This is a genomic window from Pectobacterium quasiaquaticum (assembly GCF_014946775.2).
Lineage (GTDB): Bacteria > Pseudomonadota > Gammaproteobacteria > Enterobacterales > Enterobacteriaceae > Pectobacterium > Pectobacterium aquaticum.
The window spans coordinates 2,856,237-2,874,931 of sequence record NZ_CP065177.1 but is presented as its reverse complement, the minus strand read 5'-3'; the positions used below and the strand labels follow the sequence as shown (position 1 = coordinate 2,874,931).

Sequence of the window (18,695 nt, the reverse complement as noted above, 5' to 3'; positions counted from 1 at the left end):
ATTATTTAGGGTAATAAGATGAACTGATTAGTTAGAATTAAAATAAGTGAGTTTTTACTACGGCTACTATATGGACGGGTTGTTATTTGTTTTCTTGATCTAAATCTATTAATTTTTATCTTTGCGCTATTTCCTGAAAATAAAAGATCTCGCTCGCAATAATTGCGCCTTTTGGTTTATTTAGTTTTTTAAGTGTAAATTTAATTTATTAATGATTTGAGGGTGTGCTTCTTGATGTGGTTGTTAATGAATGACACGTGGTTTTTAAAGATGATTAAATTCCTGTTCTTATTTTGTTGTGTTTTGTGTTCTTTTACTTTTTATTTTCGTTAACGTTAATTGCAAAAAACCATATTCTGATGTCTCTCTTCCTACTCCCAATGAGGTATTTTTGCATATTGTCTTGTTTTTAAATGATTACTTTAAAAATGATAAAATGAATCCCTTTTTGATAATGAAGTCAACGTCAGGCCACTTGAGAATAGCCGAAAAATAAAAATGGCTGCCGCGACATCGCTATTCACGTCGGGAATATAGCTGACTGTCTTTCTGATATTTTTACATTGAATGCGAAGAGGGAGACTCTTTATAGTGTGATTGGTTATTAATATGAAACTTTTATAAGTTTTTTAGAATATATGGATATCAATTATTTTCCTTACCCCAGTAGCAGCAAGGCGGCGATTTTCCACTGCGTCATGCATGCTGTTGGATTTCAGGGGGATAATCGTTCATAAATTTAACGTAATTGATAATTATTATCACATATGACAAACCGAAAAGCAGCGTTAACTCTTCTTCAGATTGGCGGATTCTCGCCGTCGACTACACTTATCGTTGTTGACGTATTATTTGATTGAGAGGAATGACGATGGCGACGAAGGACGATCCCAAAGAGGTGACGGTTAGCGAAGGGCTGGCAAAGGTGCATGAAGCATCAGAGCAGTTGACGGAAGAAGAGATTGAAGCGCTGGCGGAGGAAGCCAGACAGGCCGCCACGCAGACGCAGAAAGGGTCGGGCAACGCGCCCTAGTGTAATGCCGCAGGTTGCAGAACAGAGCGACAGGTAAGCGCAACGTGGCAGGTTTTTTGCACAGACATTTTGCAGATAGTGATGAAAAACAAGATGGTTTTCTCTCTGTAAGGAAAATGTATGCACGATAAATTACTCATAGAAGGCAAGCTGGTCGCGGGGAAAGGCGAGGCGTTAGCGGTATTTAATCCTGCCACAGGAGAGCAAATTGCCGCCATTGCGCAGGCCGATCTGCACCAGGTTGATGCAGCCGTGCTGGCCGCGGAGTCTGCTTTTGCACACTGGGGACAGACCACGCCGAAAACGCGCGCGACGCTGCTGCTACAGATTGCCGATGCCATCGAGGAACACGCCGAGACGTTTGCCGAGCTTGAATCGCTGAACTGCGGTAAGCCCTACCATGCGGCGCTGAATGATGAAGTGCCTGCGGTCGCTGATGTGTTTCGCTTTTTTGCCGGCGCGGCGCGCTGTCTGAGCGGTTCGGCGGCGGGAGAGTATCTCGAAGGGCACACTTCGATGATCCGACGCGATCCGGTTGGCGTGGTGGCGTCCATCGCCCCGTGGAATTATCCGCTGATGATGGCATCGTGGAAGCTGGCACCGGCGCTGGCGGCGGGAAACTGCGTGGTGCTGAAGCCGGCGGAGCAAACCCCGCTGACCACGTTCTATCTGGCGCATCTGCTGGCGGAGATACTGCCCGCTGGCGTGGTGAATATCGTGTTCGGGCGTGGTGCTGATATCGGCGATGCGCTAACGGGGCATGAGAAAGTGAACATGGTGTCGCTGACCGGCTCGATTGCGACCGGCGCGCATATTTTGTCGCATACCGCCGCGAGCGTAAAACGCACACACATGGAGCTGGGCGGCAAAGCGCCGGTGATTGTCTTCGACGATGCGGATATCGATCAGGTGGTGGATGGGATCCGCAGTTTCGGTTTTTACAATGCGGGGCAGGATTGTACTGCCGCCTGTCGGCTGTATGTACAGCGTGCGATCTACGATGAGGTCGTAGAAGCATTAGGCAAAGCGGTGGCGACGCTGAAAATGGGCGATCTACACGATGAAACCACCGAACTGGGGCCACTGATTACCGAGCCGCAACTGGAACGTGTGATTGGCTTTGTCGAACGCGCCAAAGCGCTGCCGCACATTACGGTGGTGACCGGCGGCGAGCGGGTGAAAGGGCAGGGATTCTACTTCCAGCCCACGGTGCTGGCGGGGGCAAAGCAGGAAGACGAAATCGTCCAGAAAGAGGTGTTTGGACCCGTTATCTCCATCACGCCGTTTGATGATGAAGCGCAGGTGATTGGCTGGGCGAATGCCTCGCATTACGGGCTGGCCTCGTCGGTCTGGACGCGGGATATCGGGCGGGCACACCGTCTGGCCGCGTGCCTTCAATACGGCTGTACCTGGGTGAACACCCACTTCATGCTGGTGAGCGAAATGCCGCACGGCGGGCAGAAGCTGTCCGGCTATGGCAAGGATATGTCGATGTACGGTCTGGAGGATTACACTATCGTGCGTCATATTATGATCCGGCACTGAGGATCTTCTGCCTGCTTAGGGATTTTGTTTATCCTGCACGAGAAACCGTTACTGGAGAAACAGGTACTGATATAGCGCGTTTGTCCAGCCCCGGCGTGCCCCAAAAAGGGGCGCGCTGGGCAAAAGCAGGGCATCACGTGTTGCTTTGATTTTCTTCATACTGGCATGTGCCATTCTTATTGGTTATTAATTCCGCCTATTCGTATTTAGTTCAAATCATCTGCTGAATTTTTGGATTAGATCGCGTTTTTGTATTTTATTCTAATTTGGGGCGGGCGACTGGCGTGTTATGTGCATTAATTAAAGTGGCATCGCGTGATGTCCGTTTTCAAGGAGCGCATTTTGTCCAGATCAAACGCCCACCTTAACCCGCTAGAGTGTACTCAGCAGGCACTGCATTGGATTCATAGTGACACGCTATCCCACGATGACATGGCGACACTGAATCGAGAAGTTTTGAGTTGTTTTCGCGAATACGTCAACCCGGGTTTTCTGGAGTACCGAAAATCTGTCACCACCGGCGGCGATTACGGCGCAGTCGAATGGCGCGCCAGCGGCCCGAATACGCTGATTGATACCCAAGGGAATGAATATCTGGACTGCCTCGGCGGTTACGGCATTTTTAACGTTGGGCATCGTAACCCTAACGTGATTGCTGCCGTTGAGCGCCAGCTCGCCAGACAACCGCTGCACAGTCAGGAACTGCTCGACCCGCTGCGGGGATTACTGGCAAAAACGCTGGCGGCGCTGACACCGGGCGATCTGAAATACAGCTTCTTCTGCAATAGTGGAACGGAATCGGTTGAAGCCGCTTTAAAGCTGGCGAAGGCTTACCAGTCACCGCGCGGTAAATATACCTTTATCGCCGCGACCGGTGCATTCCACGGGAAATCGCTGGGCGCGCTTTCTGCCACCGCCAAACCTGCGTTTCGTCGTCCCTTCATGCCGCTGTTACCCGGCTTCCATCATGTTGCTTTTGGCGACATCAGCGCGATGCGCAAGCAGGTTGAGCTATGCCAGAAGACCGGCGATGACGTGGCTGCCATCATCCTTGAACCTATTCAGGGAGAAGGCGGCGTGATTGTGCCACCGGAACATTACTTGCCTGCCGTCAGAGCATTATGCGATGAGGTTGGGGCATTGCTGATTCTGGATGAGGTACAAACCGGCATGGGCCGCACGGGCAAGATGTTCGCCTGTGAGCATTATGGCGTACAGCCTGACATTCTGTGCCTGGCGAAGGCGCTGGGTGGCGGTGTGATGCCGATTGGCGCCACGGTGGCAACGGAAGAGGTCTTCTCCGTGCTGTTTGAAAATCCGTTCCTGCATACTACCACGTTTGGCGGCAATCCGCTGGCCTGCGCGGCGGCGCTGGCGACAGTCAATGAGTTGCTGACGAAGAATCTGCCGGAACAGGCAACCATACAGGGGGAATTTTTGTTGCAGGGCTTACAGCAACTGGCTGCCGAATATCCTCAATTGATTATCGAAGCACGAGGAATGGGGCTGTTGCAGGCTATCGAGTTCAGGAAAAATGAGATCGGGTATGCCTTCGCGAAAGAACTGTTTCAACGTCATGTTCTGGTGGCGGGCACCTTGAATAATGCTAAATCGGTCAGGATTGAGCCACCGCTTACGATCACGCGCGAGCAATGTGCCCGAGTGCTGAAAGAAGCGAAGGAAGTGCTCAAGAAGCTCAATGGCACGATGCCTGACGAAAATAAAATGAAGGAATATGCGGTAGAGTGAAAAACGAGACGGAAACACGCAACACCCTATTAGGTTCACTCCGAAAGCCAGTCAGCCCTTACTGACTGGTTTTTTTATCCTCCAGAGAGATACGGGAACCTGCCATTATGCTTTAAATATAATTAATTCAGTCACGTTACACTATATTGAGTGTCACAAAGCGTAATAATATGGACAGTTTGTTAATCAATCTTAACTATTAGCTTTCTAACTTATAAGTCTGATTTAATTAATGGAACTCGGATTTTTCCCATTATTATTTTTTGATAGAAAAAAACGATCGAATAGAGGGGATTGAACGGTTTAATGATCGTTATTTCCGATCGATATTTTATTTCCGATAGTGTAGAGTTATGAAACTTAGCAGGTTGAATCTTGATGTCATTTTTATAAGTGAATGACATTCATTAAACGTCATGCTTATCTAGGCTAGTAACGTGAATGCTAAAAACTTAACCATTATTATAGATGGGTTGTTTTCAGTTATTTTCATGCATACGGTGAGATTTGTAATGAAATAAAATCGGAGTCTTTAAAATTATTTAACCAGGTAAATAGTTATATACTCTAAATAATTCGAGTTTCAGGACAAAAACGGTAAAACGTTTTTGAACAGCGCTTGCGCTGACCCCGAAGGGGTGAGGCCATAAGGCCGAATAACGCGGCAAGCGAAGAAACCCCGATGAGCTTACTCAGGTAAGTGATTCTGCCGGGAGCAGATTTGAACGCTGCTAGCAGCGGCCCTTCAAGGCGAGGCTCACGACGGGCCGAGTATTTGAACGTAGCCAACGCACATGCAACTTGAAGTATGACGAGTATACATATGCAATGTGAACTATAAAAATATATGGCCAAATGGATTTCTTATGCCTGTTTTCTGTTACCTGCATCAGGAAATAAGAGATCTAGAGAAGCCAGGGAGCCTCGTGCGATAGTGGTTAGCTTTACTGTTTGTCCTTCTTCGTTAGATGGACAGTGGCTTAATATGTCAACGTATCGTGATCGGGTGAAATTTTTCAAAATGTAATATTCTGGTGCTGAAATGAACTTTCTCAAAAATATAAAAATTGGCAACCGACTTTTCCTTGGGTTCGGTTTGTTAATTGTATTGACACTTTTTTTATCATCAATTAGTTACTTTTTTATGAAGAATATTGGTACTCAACTTGATGAAATTACTGAAAACAGAATGGTCAAGGTGGATATGCTGCGCAATATTCAAGACGTGCTTAACACAAACGTCCGTACTTTGCGTGATATTATTCTTCTCCCTGCGGATAAAAATAAAGAAAAACGACAGCTTAAGGACGATATAGTAAAAACCACTGACGTGGCAAGCGAAATATATAAAAAGCTTGATAATAGTATCAACATGGAAAAAGCACGCGAATTATTTAATCAACTCATTGATATAAGAAAACAGTATAGCCTGTCGGTTAATAACGCTATCAACTACGCCATGGAAGATCAGGATGCGTTGGCGACAGAAGTGGTATTTGGTGACATAGCGAAAATTCAAGGCATTTATTTTAACAAACTAAATGAGCTGATCGCATTACAGGTATCATTGGTTGATACGGCCAAACAGACGACAAAAGAACATATCACTAATGCACTGCTATGGCTGCTGACGCTATCCGCGTTTTCTACCGTTTTAGGCTGCCTTGCCGCCTGGCTATTAACCCGCAGCGTAACCGCACCGTTATCTATTGCGCTTTCTTCCGCGAAGCGTATCAGCGCCGGCGATCTCAGCGGTTCAATTGATGTAAATAGTCATGATGAAACAGGCCTGCTCTTGGAGGCCATGAAAGAGATGCAAAGTGCGCTGACGCGGATGGTCGTTGGTGTGAGGAGTAGTGCGGAGAGTGTCGCGACGGCCAGTATGCAGATTGCGCAGGGTAATGCTGATTTGTCATCACGGACTGAAGAACAGGCGAGCGCGCTTGAAGAAACGTCTTCAACCATGACGCAATTGGGTATGACGGTAAAAAATAACGCTGACAATGCCCGTCAGGCGAATGTACTGGCCCAAAATGCAAGTACCGTGGCGCTTCAGGGGGGCAATGTCGTCAATGACGTGGTGGATACGATGAAGTCCATTAATGAAAGTTCGCGCAGCATTGCGGATATTATCAACGTCATCGATAGTATTGCATTCCAGACGAATATTTTGGCGCTTAACGCCGCTGTCGAGGCGGCCCGAGCGGGCGAACAGGGGCGAGGGTTCGCTGTTGTCGCGGGAGAAGTGCGAAATCTGGCGCAGCGTAGCGCAGAAGCGGCTAAAGAAATCAAAAATCTCATTACGGCGAGCGTTGAACGTGTCGAGCTCGGTTCGGTATTGGTGAATAAAGCGGGAGAAACGATGCAGCAGGTCGTGATGTCCATCCGCCAGTTGAGCGATACCGTATCAGAGATTAGCTCTGCAAGTGCTGAGCAGTCGACGGGGGTAGAACAGGTTGGTATCGCGGTTAGCCAAATGGATCAGACAACACAGCAGAATGCTGCGTTGGTGGAAGAGTCAGCGGCGGCGGCGCAGAGTCTCAAGGAGCAAGCGGATCAGCTTGTCAGAGAAGTCTCGGTGTTCAAAATAGTTAATGATCAACGGTCCACGCCGAAGCCTGTCACGCAGACACTCTCGCTTGCCAGACTCCCTGCGTCTTCCAGTGCATCAGCCTCGGGCACGTCAGATTGGGCAAGTTTCTGATAGAGATTATTGTGGCAGACAGCATGTCAGGAGCCGCGCCAACATCATCGCTACCAACTGGGGCTGCCACCCAGATTGAGAACGTGCCTGGTTGCGGGGATATCGATACGTGAAACCGCTAACCAGCCGCTGAAAGGGTGAATCTCAGGGATGAGATTCATCTCTGCGCAAGCCGAGCGTACATGGACGTATTCACGGCGTCTTTACGATCTATCCGTTACTCCCGCTCTACGGACTTTGTCTGCAACCAACGAACGCCACGGATGTGGCGCTTTTGCTATGTGGTCTACAACCTAGCGGCCAATGAGCCGCAACTGGGTGCAAAACGGGCAACCACAGCCGTTAATAGAGGTCGCATCGCACTGGCCGGGATGAATGGTTTCCAGCCCCATTGGCGTAAAGCCTGCAAAGGTGCGCTTAGGTTCATCAATATTGTTCAATCCACTCTCCGTAGACTGAGCCATTTTTGCCTGAAACGCCGAGGCTTGTGTCGCGACGAGGGAAAGAAACAGAACTGACAGACCTTTTTTCATTGGGCTTATCCGCTAGTGTATTTGTTCTGTTATAACATAACGCATTTAGTCGCGCCAGAGCAGCCGGCCGCCTGAAGAGCGGTCGACTGCCTAACCGCGTCGTCCGATTAACGGAATGGTGGCTCGTTAAAGGTGCGCAGTTTACGTGAGTGCAGCTTATCGCTTTCCGCCCGCAGCAGATCGATAGCGCAGATGCCAATCTGCAAATGCTCCGAAATCGCCCCTTCATAGAAACGGTTCGCCTGTCCCGGCAGCTTGATTTCACCGTGCAACGGCTTATCCGAGACGCACAACAACGTGCCGTAAGGGACACGGAAGCGATACCCCTGTGCGGCAATCGTTGCACTTTCCATATCCACGGCGACGGCGCGACTGAGGTTAAACCGTAGAGCAGAGGCCGCATAGCGTAGCTCCCAGTTGCGGTCATCGGTGGTAACCACCGTGCCGGTACGCAGACGCTGTTTAACTTCTTCCCCCGGCATACCGCTGACCATCTTGGTGGCGTCATACAGCGCGCGCTGCACCTCGGCAATGCTGGGAATCGGGATATCCGGCGGTAGCACGGCGTCCAGTACGTGATCGTCACGCAGGTAAGCGTGCGCCAGCACATAATCACCGATGGACTGGCTTTCGCGCAGGCCGCCACAGTGGCCGATCATCAGCCAGGCATGCGGACGCATCACCGCGAGGTGATCGCAGATGGTTTTCGCGTTGGATGGCCCGACGCCAATGTTGACCATCGTAATCCCTTTACCCTGACGAGGAATCAGATGATAGGCGGGCATCTGGTGGTTCTTCCAGGCCAGATCGGACACCGTCTGCTCAGGGTTTGGCGTCTCGGCGGTGATATAGATGCCGCCCGCGCAGGACAGCGCCTCATACGGGCTATCGGGATCGGCAATCTGCGCACAGGCCCAGCGTACAAACTCATCGACATAGCGCGTGTAGTTGGTGAAGAGGATGAACGGCTGAATATGTTCTACCGGCGTGCCGGTGTAGTGACGAAGCCGCGCCAGCGAGAAATCGGTACGCAGCGCGTCGAAGTGCGACAGCGGTGACATGGTGGTGGCGTGAAACAGTCCATCTGCCGTCTCGTCCCCAATCTGCGACAGCTCTGTCGTGGGGAAATGCTTGGCGATACCGGCACTCATCGAACGGTCAAGAATCAGATCGGAACCGTCGAGCACGTAGGGGAACGGAATTTCCTGCTGTGATGGGCTAACCTCGATGGTGACATCATAGTCGCCTTCCAGTAGCGCCAGCTGTTCCGCCAGATAAGCGCGCAGAAATGCCGGGCGGGTAACGGTAGTGGAGTAACTGCCGGGATGGGTAAAACGCCCATAGGCGCGATGGCGGGGATGGCCGGTCGAATTGCCACTCCAGCTAACGCGGAGAGCAGGGTAGGCAAATAGCCCCGCCGTGCGCGCATTAGCATCAGGCAGCGTGCCATCATTGATGAAGTCCCCGATGGCGTCGCGCAGTGCTGAGACGGCGTCATCATACAGCGCTTCCAGTTTATCCAGAGTCTGAGTGACGGTAAGACTGACGTGGGATCCGCTGTTATGCATATTCTCTCCTTTAAATTCTGTACTTAGGCAGAAGTTAGCTCACAGCGTAACTGAAGATGCACAGCCCCGCCATCGTGAAATCTGGCGGAGCTGTGAACGTGGAGAGAAGCGGCGCTTAAGCTGTGTCCCATAATAGATTAGTGCTTGTGGCGACCGGAGAGGTTCGCCGCGCTCACCGCTAGTATCGACAGCACGCCGAGTGCTGCCGCTGGTGCCAGCACGCCCCAGAAGGCACGTTCGATATACGGCATACCTTCGGCTAGAACGCGTCCCCATTCCGGCGTCGGTGGTGACGCGCCCAGACCCAAAAAGCCGAGCGATGCCAGCGCCAGCGCGATGCCAGGCAGTTTCAGCATAGCGTGACGGAAAAGCGGGCCAATCAGCGCGGGCAGAATATAGAACAGGCTACGCCGTATCGGGCCGACGCCGAGAATCGGCAGCATTCGAATATAAGGGCGCGCATTGATTTCGGCGACCAGTGCCGCCGTGTGGGCTGCGAGCGGTGCCCAACTCACGGCAATCACGGCAATCGCCGCACCCGTTGCCGTCGGGCCGTTTACCGCAGCAACCAGCAGTCCGGCAATCACTGGTGGCAGGGCGTTAGTCACTTCAATCGGGCCGGTGAACAGACGCGGAAAGAGCCCAACCAACAGGCCGATCGCCAGACAGGCCAGCGACACCGCCAGCGCCAGCAGACAAGTATTTAACGTACCGTGTGCGACGCGTGCCAATAAATCGCGCCCCATCGCATCCGCGCCAAAAGGCAGCAGGAACGACGGCGGTTGCAGGCGCAGAAAGGCGGAGGTGTAGGGATCGCGCGGCAGGCCAGCCAGCAACAGCAGCGCCAGCAGCAGCACGCAGATAATCGGCAGCCAGATAGCATGACGAGACGCAGGGCTACCGTGTTCCTCCGGCACGGGCATCGCGCCGCTCCGCAGCGCGCGTCCGAGAATCAGCAGTCGCACGCCGCTGGCGGCGATGCCAGTGAGCGAGGCGATGAGTAAGAGAATCAGCACGCCGACCTGCAAGGCGGGCAGATCCTGTGCCGCCGCGGCCCCCAGCGTGGCGCGTCCCAGACCGGGAATCGCGAACACTTTTTCGACGGCGATAGCACCGCCGGTTAACGAAACCAGCACCAGCCCAACCAGCGGCATCACGCTGGGCAACGTGCGTTTCAGCACCGCCAGCGCAATATGACGACGGCTTACGCCCGACACGCTCCAGGTGGTGAGCCAGTTTTCGCTGAAGGTGGCGGATAGCGCGTCGGCAATAATCCGGCCAAGGTAGCCGCCTGCTGGAATACCGAGCGCCAGCGACGGCAGCACCGCGTAGTGCAGACCTAGCCAGCCATAAGGGGGAAACCACTGTAGCCAGACAGCACCGACGATCAGCAGAAATGACGCCAGCAGGAATTCGGGCAGTGCAGTAAACAAGGCGGCAAACAGGCCGCCTGAACGATGAACCTGACCGCGTAACCCTTGCCGAAAGATAGGGGCGCACAGCACGGCAGCCAGCGTAAAGGCCACCAGCGCCGAAGACGCCATCAGCGTGAGCGAGACGCCCGCCGCCTGCAACATCCCCGGAAGAACTGGCCGACCAGACACCCAGGAATTACCCGCATCGCCGTGCAACAGATCCGTCAGCCAGTTCAACAGCAATTGCAGCGGGCCTTGATCCAGTCCGAGTGAGTGACGAATCGCGTTTAGCGTTTCCGCCGTCGCTTCCTGCTCGCCGGAACGGGCGCGCAGCAGCGCCAGTGCCGGATCCTGACCGGATAACCACGGCAACATACCAATCAGCACCACAATCCCTGCCAGCGTCAGCAGCCGCGAAAACAGTGGAATCAGCACGCCGTATCGCGGGCGTTGCGTCTGGTTGATGGTCGCACAGGTGCGGCAATACAGCGATTCGCTCATAAATTCGTCATCTTTCTGGTTGCGGATGCGCTATCCGTTACTTTGCGCCGGTAACAATATGCGTAGCGGTGTTAATCAAAGTGCGTTCACGCGGGTCGCGCAGTGCGTCTTTTACCTGTGCGCTTTCACCTTGAATCACACGCTCATGCAGCATTGGGATCGCGGCATCGCTGGCAAGGATCAGGTTTTCTGCCTGCATGATGGCCTGACGGCGTGCAACGCCCGCAGGGATTGCGGCTGCTTTTTGCAGCGCCTGATCGATCTCTGGGCGGCACAGTTGCGCGATATTGAACGACCCTTCACAGGCGAAGTCGCTGTATAAATAAGCTACCGGATCGCCGGAATCCAGCACCGTCGCGCGCGATAAGATAAAGGCGTCAAACTTGCCTGCCAGCGCGTCGGATTCGATCTGTGCATATTCACGCACCACCTGTTTTACCGTAAACCCAGCGGCAGTAAGCTGCTGTGCCAGATAGACCGCCACTTCAGGCAGTTCGGCGCGATCGCTGAAGGTTGCCAGCGTAATGGTGGCGCCTGCAGGCGTATCGGCTTTGACCGGATTCGCCACCGGCTGACGCAGTTGCGCCGCCCACGGCAGCGCAGGACCTAACAGACCTTGTGCGATATCGGCACGCTTCTCATACACGTTATCCACCAACTGCTGGCGATTGATCGCATCGCGCACGGCGGCACGCATCGCAGGATCTTGCATCACGCCATGACGCGTATTCAGATACAGCGTATTGGTGCGCGGCATCGGGACTTCATGCACCAGTGATTGATCTAGCAGTGGTGCCTGAGAAACCGGAACGGCTTCGACAATGTCTGCCGTGCCGGTACGTAATGCGGCAGCACGCGCAGCGCCGTCGGAGACAAAGCTCACGTCGATACCGCTGGCCTGTGCTTTCTCACCCCAGTAACCGTCGAATCGATCCAATACCGCGCTGCTGGTGCCGGTGACGGTACGCAGAACGAACGGGCCGCTTCCTGTGTTGATCGGATTGACGACGCCATTTTTACCGTATGCCGCGCTGGAGAGAATCGCCAACTGCGGGCTGGATAAACGCTGCGGCAGCAGCGGATCCGGTTTAGCCGTGGAGACAACGACGGCGTTATCGCCATCGGCTTTTACCGTTAACTGCACGCCGTCCAGAATGCGTGGTTTGGGGGCGGCGGTGGAGGCCACGGTGAGCGCATTCACTACCGTGGCGGCGTTTAAGGTGGAATTATCGTGAAAATAGACGTTCGGGCGTAGCTCAAAACGCCAGGATTTATCATCGATCTGCTGCCATTTTGTCGCCAGCGCAGGCTGGGCTTCGCCGAGTTTGTCGAGCACCACCAGCGTTTCTGCGGTGCTCCAACGCGACAGCTTAAAGGCATCATCGCTCAGCGGTGTCAGGCCGGAGCGCGGCGGCTGAAGCATCGCCAGTTTGATTCGACCGTCATGATGCGAGGCGTGGTTTTCCTCCGGCTCGTTGAAGCAACCTGAAAGCAGCAGCGTGGCTGATAGCAAGCCAGAAACGGGCCACAGACGATTACGCATATTCATCAATCTTTCCTTATTCATTCACGGTTGAAGCGGATTTAAACGGGCGGCAGATGACCATCATCGCCAGCGAACTGCACAACGGCACGGCGGCGAGCAGCACCCACGGAATGGCGGCCTGCGGTGACGGCGTCAGCGCGCGGTCAAGCTGGCTGCCGAGGATAAAGTTGCCGACCAGAACGGCGATGCCACCCATCGACGCCAGCGCGCCATAGTGCGCACCCAAATTCTGGTTGTTGGCAAAGCGCGGGATAAGGTCCATCCCGACGGGAACGATCAGCATTTGACCCAGCGTCAGCAGCGTAATTAACGAGATAGCGGGAAGCAGGCGCTGCCAGCCTTCAGGCGGCGTGCTGGAGGCAAACAGCGCGACGCTAAAGAACGATGCAGCTAGCAGCGCAAAGCCCAGTGGCAGCATGCGTGCCGCGCCAACCCGGCGGGCAAAACGCGCCAGCGGGAGCTGCAATCCGATCACCAGCAGGGAAGCAAGCACAAATAGCGGACCGAGATCTTTCTCGCTGCTGCCGGAGCGATGTAGTTCAACCGGCAGCGCCAGATAGAGCTGGTTGTAGCTGAACAGATAAGCGCTGTAGGCAATGATGAACGCGACAAAGCGGCGCTGGCGGAAGGTCTCCCACCACGGGGCAATCTGCAATTCTCCCCGATTACGCTGCGTTGGCGGCAGGCTGAAAAACAGGACGATAAGTGCGATAACAAACACGCCCGCACCGGCTAGCGCCACGCGCTGGAATCCGTATCCCGCCAGCACCGAACCGAGCAACGGCCCCAGCACCGCGCCTAACTCGCCGCAAATAGCAAACAGTGCGAACCACTCGGAGCGGCTGCGTTTTCCCTCTTTTTCACTTTGCGTACCGGCCTGTGCCATCAGCGCTTCAATGGCGGGAGAGAACAGAGCACCGCCGACACCGGTCAGACAGGCACCGAGAATGATCGGCCACAGCGAGTCGCCTAACGCCAGCAGGAGATAGCCGCTGATACGCACGACGCAGCCGCACAGGATGATCACGCGCGCACCAAAGCGATCGGCCAGCGCACCGCCGACTAAAAACATGCCCTGTTGAGAAAAGGTGCGTAAGCCAATCACCAGCCCGATGGCCCAGCCGGAAAGCAGCATATCGTCACGCAGGAAAATAGCCAGAAACGGCACGACGGCATAAAAGCCAATGTTGAAAACCAGCTGGCTACCCAGAAGTAACGGGGGATAAGGCCGCGGGGCGCGGTTGGCGGTAAGGTCTGACATGTCATGATCCGTTATAAAAAGCCCGTTACGGGGAATGTGTTATTGATGCGATATTTTATGGTAAAAAGCGCGTTTTCAGCGAGCTAATAGCCCGACGTCGATAGGGCGGGAACGGCCTGCAACAGACGGGCGGTGTGCGCCTGCTGCGGCGAAGCCAGCACCTCGGCTGTGGGGCGATCTTCAATAATGCGTCCGTCGTCCATGACCAGCATTCTGTCGCACAGCCCGGCGAGCATAGAAATGTCGTGCGATACCATCAGCAAGCCCATCTTATTTTGTTCGGTAACCTGTTGAAGCAGGGCTTTAATTTGTTCACGCAGCGGCAAGTCCAGACCGCTGACGGGCTCGTCTGCCAATAAAAATTCGGGTCGGACGATCAGCGCTCGTGCGAGCGCAACGCGCTGTGCCTGTCCTCCGGAAAGCTGTCCGGCGACCTTATCCAGAAGCGTGACGCTCAGTCCTACCTGATCCATGACGTCGCTCAGGCGGGCAGAATGATTTCTATTAACGTGGCGGACCTCATCGGGGCGGAGTCGTTTCAACGGCTCGATGAGGAGATCGGCGACGCGCTGACGCGGCGCGAGCGAGCCTGCCGGATCCTGCGGAATGTACTGAACGCGGCGGCGATACCAGAGCAGCGAACGCACCGAACCGGGCGTAATCAGGTTGCCGTCGCAGTACACTGCGCCACGCTCCGGCGCTTCAAGCGCGAGCAGGGTTTTTAGCAGCGTGGATTTACCACAGCCGGACGCACCAACCAGCCCGACACGTTCGTGCTGTTGCAGGTTCAGCGACAGGTCGTGAAAAATCGTACTGGCGGGATCGGCCTTTTGCCACGGCAAACGTGACGTCTGGCGATAACGGCTGACGTGTTCAAGACTTAAAAACGGTGAAGGAACCGCATGCAGGTGGTGGTTCATCCGGCGAGTGCTCCGGCAGCGGGTAACATCCTGTCGGATAACACACTGTCAGATAAAAGCGTGTCAGCACGACGGGCGGCAGCGACCAGACTGCGGGTATAGGGCTGCTGTGGTGCATTCAGTAATTGCTGCATGCTGCCGGATTCAACGATCTGGCCGTTTTCCATCACCAGACCACGCTGGCAGAGTTGGGCAGCAACGGCGATATCATGCGTAATAAACAGCAGAGCGGGCGCATCCGGCTGCGTGCTACGTTCCTGTAAGACCTGCAATACCTGCTGCTGGGTCATGACATCGAGCGCGGTGGTGGGTTCATCTGCTACCAGCAGGCGCGTTTTGCCGAGTAGGGCGAGGGTAATACAAATGCGCTGGCGCTGACCGCCGGACAGTTCGGCAGGATAGCGTTGCAACAGGTTGGGGATATCATCCAGTTTCATGGCGCTAAGGAGCGCAGAAAGTTCAGCGGAAGAGGGGGCTTTCAATGCCAATGACAGCTGTTTTCCCAACGGCATGAGGGGATTGAGCGCCGTTGCTGAGTCCTGGAACACGGCCGAAACGCGGCTAACCGATGGGCGTGCCAGCGCTTTCAACTGACCAACCTCTTCGCCATTCACCCGAATACTGCCGCGAACCTGGCAGCCCGACGGCGGTGTACCGATGACTGCTTTGGCGGTGAGGGATTTACCAGAACCGGACGCACCGAGTAAACAGACACGCTCACCCGCGAACAGCGTAAAGCTGATATCGCTGACTTTGGTTTCACTGCCCATAGACAGGCTCAGGTTTTCTACCTGAAGAATGGCGTCTGTGTGTCTGTTCCGGTTAATCATGAATAACGTATAGGGTCAGTGTAAATCGATATGTAATAACATAACAAATTACGACGAAGTGATGCAAAGGAAATGTGATCCAGCGCGTATAAATTGGCGCAGAGACGCCGTCTTAGTCGACCGCGTCGATGATTAAATAGAGGGGGGTAGAATAAACCGTAGGGAAGTGCGGACTATCTCGTGGCGTTGTATTTTTAGAGCCTACTCATTCGATGAGTCAACAAGCTGCGCCAGTTCCGTCGCGCTCAACTGAGTAATCTGACAAATTTGAGCAGGTTCCATGCCGCTTAGCAGAAGCTGACGAGCAATGTGTCGAGCACTGGCTTTCATACCTTGCTGCATGCCATGTTTGATGCCTTTTTCAAACCCGATTTTCTCAAGCTGCTGTGCGATGGTCATGATCGCCTCCCGATCCGTTGACAGAGACTGCGCGACTGCCTCAATAAACTCTGCCGGTTTTGATGTATTGCCGCTCCGCGCGATGTAAAACAGAATCGCTCTTTTTTGCGGCAGCGGTACCTGCCAGCGCTCAAATAATAGCCCGATATCCTGCGCCAGTTCCAGCATATCTCGCGTGCGAATGTGTTTTTGTACTAACTCCAGTAGCGCTACGCGGCGATGCGTCTTGATTTCCTCATCTTGGATTACCGTTAGGTCAATCAAAGGAAAGGATGAATTGTAGAGCTTTTCTGCCTGAATAGCGTCGGTAAAACCGTCGAGCCAGCGCAGAGTATAGGGATAAGGGCTACGCTGGCCGTGATAAAACAGTAAAGGAACGACGAGCGGCAACATGTCGTGACCTTGAGAGAGGTGCTGCTGCATAGCAGCCAGCGCGTAGCGCAGCAGGCGAAATGGCATCAGTTTTTCTGGGCGACTCTGATGCTCAATCACACAATAGATATAGCCTTGCCCTGAGGTGGTCTGAATTGAATACAGCATATCCGATATTCTTGCGCGTAGTTCCTCGTCAACAAAAGAGGCCGATTGCAGTTGTAGCGAGCTGAAATCGCAGATATTCCTAATTTCTTCTGGCAGATGAATGGCGAAGAAATCCTTTGCGACAGCGGGATCGCTGAGAAACTGTTTAAACATCGCATCATGCGCGGCCATGCTGTTTTTCCGTCCCTGAATCATCTGTAGGTAAGGGTAAAAGAAGCTGATACGGGCAGGGAAGAAGCGCGGAGGACGACTGCGTCGATATGGAAGGATGTACGCAAGAAAAGTGAGAAATGAAAGTAACGACGCGATCTCACTGGGAGCGAGATCGCGTTCAAGGTGTGAGAGTTAAATCTGTTGCTCGGTTAGCCACTGGCGCAGGCGTTCGGGCTGCTGTGCGCCGCTCAGGCGAGCCTGTTCTTCACCATTTACGAGCCATAGCAGGGTCGGTAACGTCCTGACTGCCAATTGCTCCGCGAGGGTAATGTGATGATCGGCGTCCAGATAATGGCTCGGCAAGTGGCGGTATTCCTCGTTATCCAGAATCGCTTCTAACTGGCGGTAGAGGCTCTTGCAGTGGACGCAGCGCTCTGCGCCGACCAATAACAACTGTGGACCTTGTTGGGCTACCAGCTCAGGCCAGTCGTCGGCGGTCAGCGGAGCAAAGCGCTCACGGTTGACGGCAAAGAGCTTCGGACTGCGCTTGAGGTCTTCGCTGTCGGTCGCGACGCACAGGGCATCGCCGCTCTTTTTATAGGGGCGCGTGCCCTCAATACGAATCACACTGGCGAAGCCGGGGGCGGCGGCACCGGGTTGACGTAGTTGGGTGTTGTCGGGAGCAATCACCTGGGTTTCCTGTGGACGCGGTAGCTGTGGCACCCACTCGTAGGGCACGCGGTAGGCGCGATACAGCATGTTAGTGTTCACCGTCTTGCCCCAGTAGGGGGAAATAAACTCCCAGACAATCTCGTGATCGACGGTGACTTCAAATAGCCGACCGTTGGCCCCTTCGTTAATCAGCGTATTACCGTTCGGCAGACGTTGGATATTGCTGATGTACGGGCTGTAAAAACGGAAGGCGTCGGTTGGATCCGGGATGCCCGCTTCGTACGGCGAATAACGCCAGACAATATCCAGCGTTATCGGATTGATTTCCAGCACGCGGGAATAGTCACGCCAGGCGTTTTTCACACCGTCGGTTGAGGCCGGATTGGGCGCGCCGTAGCCTGCCCAGCCGCCGTTATCAAACACCAGAATATTGCCCGCGCCTGGCAAGCCGGCAGGGATCATGTGCGCGTGATGCTGACCGATAATCCAGCCGATGTGTTTGAGTTCAGGCGTGTTGTAGTTGGGGCCAAGCTGCCAGACGATATTGCCGCTTTGCTTGTCGATGATGGCGATGATGTTGGACTCGCGCGCGTCCCAGATGATGTTATCTGGGTGGAAACGGGTATCGCCCTGATCGAACCACGGGTTGGGGCCGAGTGCCGACATGGAGTTGATGTGCATCCAGTCGCCCATCCCACCGCCGCTTTTGCGCAGGTTAGGGTTGTTGTACAGCGCAGTTTTCGCGTCGTCGTCAAAGCCCAGCTCATCGAAATGGTCGCTGCAACGCCATTCCCACAAAATGTTGCCCTCCCAGTCCACTTCGATGATGGTGTCGTCGAGCAGCAGTTTGTCGCTAATGCGTTCATTGTGCAGGTTGGTATGCGCCAGCAGTAGCGTGTTGCCGCCAATCGACTGCGGTTCCTGCCCCGGTGCGTAATAGCCTACTGGATTACCGCTGCGCTGGTAGTCATGATGGACGCGCGCCATCCATTCAGGCGGAAGATCGGGATCGGTAATGTGCTCATAGCCGTTGAATTTCCACACGACGTTGCCGTCCCAGTCCACCTGAATCAGGTCGACCATGTCCTGCATGCCGTAGCGCGAATCGCGTTCGCCGCTGTGCCCGAGAATGTAACCGCCGGGCAGGATTTTATTGGGGAAGCCGTGCAGGCCTTCCCACAGGCGCAGTTCGGTGCCGTTCATATCCACCAGTACCGCGCCACGTTCCAGTGCCTGAAAGACGGTGTAGCCGCCCCAGGCTTTTTCCGGGTTGTAAATCGTTGTGCCGGTTGGGTAGACGGAAGGGTGTCCCATAATGGTGCTCCA

General features: G+C 54.1%; 13 protein-coding genes. 4 read left to right on the top strand and 9 right to left on the bottom strand.

Annotated elements, in window-relative coordinates:
* Positions 1 to 871: 871 nt before the first annotated feature.
* The 4 genes from IG609_RS13205 to IG609_RS13190 all read left to right on the top strand — a co-directional run bounded on the left by IG609_RS13205 (position 872) and on the right by IG609_RS13190 (position 7,031).
* Positions 872 to 1,033, top strand: a complete 162-nt coding sequence (locus IG609_RS13205; protein WP_167469184.1) for a hypothetical protein — start codon at positions 872 to 874, stop codon at positions 1,031 to 1,033.
* A gap of 120 nt (positions 1,034 to 1,153) precedes the next feature.
* Positions 1,154 to 2,578, top strand: coding sequence for an aminobutyraldehyde dehydrogenase (gene patD / locus IG609_RS13200; protein WP_193398934.1), 1,425 nt, complete (start codon positions 1,154 to 1,156; stop codon positions 2,576 to 2,578).
* Positions 2,579 to 2,920: 342 nt separating this feature from the next.
* Positions 2,921 to 4,327 carry a putrescine aminotransferase gene (gene ygjG, locus IG609_RS13195; RefSeq protein WP_205562536.1) on the top strand — a complete coding sequence of 469 codons (1,407 nt, stop codon included), beginning with the start codon at positions 2,921 to 2,923 and terminating at the stop codon, positions 4,325 to 4,327.
* A 1,042-nt stretch (positions 4,328 to 5,369) separates the two neighbouring features.
* Complete coding sequence (locus IG609_RS13190; protein WP_193398932.1) at positions 5,370 to 7,031, top strand: methyl-accepting chemotaxis protein; 1,662 nt, start codon at positions 5,370 to 5,372, stop codon at positions 7,029 to 7,031.
* A 293-nt stretch (positions 7,032 to 7,324) separates the two neighbouring features.
* On the opposite strand, the gene IG609_RS13185 is transcribed toward IG609_RS13190, so the two are convergent.
* From IG609_RS13185 to IG609_RS13145, 9 genes are all read right to left on the bottom strand, one after another.
* Positions 7,325 to 7,564, bottom strand: coding sequence for a hypothetical protein (locus IG609_RS13185; RefSeq protein WP_039468374.1), 240 nt, complete (start codon positions 7,562 to 7,564; stop codon positions 7,325 to 7,327).
* Positions 7,565 to 7,671: 107 nt separating this feature from the next.
* Complete coding sequence (locus IG609_RS13180; protein WP_039518876.1) at positions 7,672 to 9,132, bottom strand: AMP nucleosidase; 1,461 nt, start codon at positions 9,130 to 9,132, stop codon at positions 7,672 to 7,674.
* Positions 9,133 to 9,269: 137 nt separating this feature from the next.
* Positions 9,270 to 11,048: an ABC transporter permease subunit gene (locus tag IG609_RS13175; RefSeq protein WP_193400865.1), complete on the bottom strand. Its 1,779-nt coding sequence runs from the start codon at positions 11,046 to 11,048 to the stop codon at positions 9,270 to 9,272.
* 37 nt (positions 11,049 to 11,085) lie between these two features.
* Complete coding sequence (locus IG609_RS13170; RefSeq protein ID WP_193400864.1) at positions 11,086 to 12,597, bottom strand: ABC transporter substrate-binding protein; 1,512 nt, start codon at positions 12,595 to 12,597, stop codon at positions 11,086 to 11,088.
* A gap of 10 nt (positions 12,598 to 12,607) precedes the next feature.
* A complete protein-coding gene (locus tag IG609_RS13165) occupies positions 12,608 to 13,855 on the bottom strand; it encodes an MDR family MFS transporter (RefSeq protein WP_014914825.1) in 1,248 nt (415 codons plus the stop codon).
* An 83-nt stretch (positions 13,856 to 13,938) separates the two neighbouring features.
* On the bottom strand, positions 13,939 to 14,775 hold the full coding sequence (locus IG609_RS13160; RefSeq protein ID WP_193400862.1) for an ABC transporter ATP-binding protein: 837 nt from the start codon (positions 14,773 to 14,775) through the stop codon (positions 13,939 to 13,941).
* The gene (locus tag IG609_RS13155) at positions 14,772 to 15,545 is read right to left on the bottom strand and encodes an ATP-binding cassette domain-containing protein (protein ID WP_226374253.1); all 774 of its coding nucleotides are present in this window, start codon (positions 15,543 to 15,545) and stop codon (positions 14,772 to 14,774) included. Before IG609_RS13155 ends, IG609_RS13160 begins: the two co-directional genes overlap by 4 nt.
* Before the next feature lie 261 nt (positions 15,546 to 15,806).
* Complete coding sequence (locus tag IG609_RS13150) at positions 15,807 to 16,715, bottom strand: Rpn family recombination-promoting nuclease/putative transposase (RefSeq protein ID WP_193398924.1); 909 nt, start codon at positions 16,713 to 16,715, stop codon at positions 15,807 to 15,809.
* Between the two features lie 174 nt (positions 16,716 to 16,889).
* Complete coding sequence (locus tag IG609_RS13145) at positions 16,890 to 18,683, bottom strand: aryl-sulfate sulfotransferase (protein ID WP_193400858.1); 1,794 nt, start codon at positions 18,681 to 18,683, stop codon at positions 16,890 to 16,892.
* Positions 18,684 to 18,695: the final 12 nt, after the last annotated feature.